The organism is Mucilaginibacter sp. P4_E8, assembly GCF_056401495.1.
In genome coordinates this window covers 1-2,327 of sequence record NZ_JBFUJG010000304.1, presented here as the reverse complement: position 1 = coordinate 2,327, position 2,327 = coordinate 1, and the positions used below count along the sequence as shown (strand labels likewise).

The following is a 2,327-nucleotide window of genomic DNA, read 5'->3' as shown; positions in this document are numbered from 1 at the left end:
TCCCAAGCCAATATTTTACTTCCCAGGCTCGTAACAGTATCCGTCATCCGTTTAAAAAAGTAGCGCTCAAGATCACTAACTCCTTCAAAATTCATTTTTTGCATCATATGTGCTATAGCAGTATCAAGCGACCATGCTTTAATCCCAAACGCAACCTCGTCGCCACCCAAATGGATCATGTGAGCCGGAAAAAGCGTATTGGTTTCTTTAATGATATCGGCTAAATACTGGTAAGTTTTTTCATTGGCCGGGTTAAAGGTAAAATTCGGATAACCAGCAACGCTGCCGCCTGTAAATTCGGRGTAAGCTTTGTTAGCTGCTGTAGCATGGCCAGGCATATCAATTTCAGGGATCACGGTTATAAATCGGCTGGCAGCATAAGCTACTATTTCCCTGATATCGTCCTGGGTATAATACTGGGCTTCGGCAGCCGAATCACTATAATTACCTACACCACCTACAGATGTAAGTTTTGGATATTTTTTGATCTCGATGCGCCATCCCTGCACATCTGTTAAATGCCAGTGAAACTTATTAAGCTTGTAATAAGCCATCCAATCGAGTAATTGCTTAACTTTTTCTTTACCAAAAAAATGTCTTGCTTCATCAAGCATTAAGCCTCGCCATTGGTAACGCGGCAAGTCTGCTATATTACAGGCCGGTATGCAAAGATCACCATCGTTATCCCGCTGCTGATCTTTTACCAATTGTAACAGCGACGTTAAGCCATAAAAAATACCTTCTTTACTTTGCGATATGATAGTGACGTGTTCAGGTGTTATCTTCAACGTATATGCGCCCGTTGCTTGTGGTGTATTAACCAATACAAGGTCAATAGCACTGGCTGCCTCATTATTACTTACAACAAGAGTTATGCCTTTTGCCTTAGATATTTCTTTTTGAAAGTAATTGGCTAACGATATTAAAGAAGTGTCGCTTACACCAATTGTAGCATGGCTATTAAAATTGAATTGGCCAGCAGTGTTAATAACCGATTTGGGTTGAGGAATAATGTTTAGGTTTTGCGCCTTTATATAACCAGAAAGTAAAAGAAGCGTTGCTAAGAGTTTAAATTTCATTAATTGTAAAAGTTCAAATTATGGGGCATGCTATGATAATAAAATTTATGCTATATCAGGGTAATTTATTTGTAATAATGTTTGAATCAGTATAAACATGCCATAAACAAAAAAAGCGACCATGCCTGAGCATGATCGCTTTGTAATTATATATGATGGAGTTATTGCTTATTTCCAACCACCGCCTAATGAACGGTACAAATCCGACATGGCGTTTAAACGTGCGTTTTTAACGGTTGCCAGATCAAGTTCGCTTTGCAATACACTGCTTTGCGCGGTAATCACTTCCAGGTAAGTAGCCTGACCGTTGCTGAACAGTAAGTTAGCATTACTGGTAGCTTTTTCCAGGGTGCTTACACGGTTAGCGATGATAGACTGTTGTGTTTTCAGTTTTTCTATACGAACCAGCGCATCAGACACTTCGCCTACTGCATTTAAAACTGATTGCCTGAATTGCAGTACGGTTTTTTCACGGTCAACCAAAGCCACTTTATATCGTGTTTTTAATTGCCTGTGTTGCAGCAATGGCTGAGTTAAAGCGCCGGCAACTGTACCAAATAACGATGCCGGAACAGTAAACCAGTTGCTTGCCCTGAAGGTATTTAAACCACCATTAGCAGTAATAGTTAATGAAGGGTACATATTAGCCTGTGCTATACCTACGTTGGCGTTAGCAACATTCAGGGCAAGTTCTGCGGTTTTCACATCGGGCCTGCGGCTTACAATAGCTGACGGTACACCAGCTGAAAGATTTTCAGGAATGGTTAACTCGTCTAAATGGGCAGTACGCTCAACTTTGTCGGGCAGGGCACCGGTTAAAATTTTAATCGCGTTTTCTTGTATGGCAATATCGCGTTCAAAACCAGGCACCAGTTGTGCTGCTGAAAGCTGCTGAGCTTCGGCCTGTTGTACGGCCAACTGAGTAACCTGACCAGCATCAAACTGCAGGCGAATAATACGTAAAGTGCTGTCATTCAGCCTTACATTTTTCTGGGCTATATCCAGTTGTGCATCCAGCATCAACAAGTTGTAATAACCTTGCGATACACCGGCTACTATATTGGTTTGAATAGCCTTTTTGGCCTCGTTAGTTTGCAGGTACTGCGCCAGCGCCGAACGGCTCTGGTTACGGATCTTGCCCCAGATGTCGGCTTCCCATCTTAAACCCAGGTTTGCGTTATAATCCTCAATGTGCTTGGTGCCAATGTTATATTGAGTTAAGCTCAAACCGGTAACGCTATTATCTGA

At 41.8% G+C, this 2,327-nt stretch carries 2 protein-coding genes; both read right to left on the bottom strand.

Translation table 11 applies throughout. The features are described 5' to 3' along the window. The coding region (locus AC1DRQ_RS30775) for a beta-N-acetylhexosaminidase (protein ID WP_477429824.1) at positions 1–1,079 on the bottom strand (1,079 nt) is incomplete at its 3' end. A gap of 168 nt (positions 1,080–1,247) precedes the next feature. Then, positions 1,248–2,327, bottom strand: a 1,080-nt coding sequence (locus AC1DRQ_RS30770; protein ID WP_477429822.1) for a TolC family protein, incomplete at its 5' end; no start/stop codon positions are given.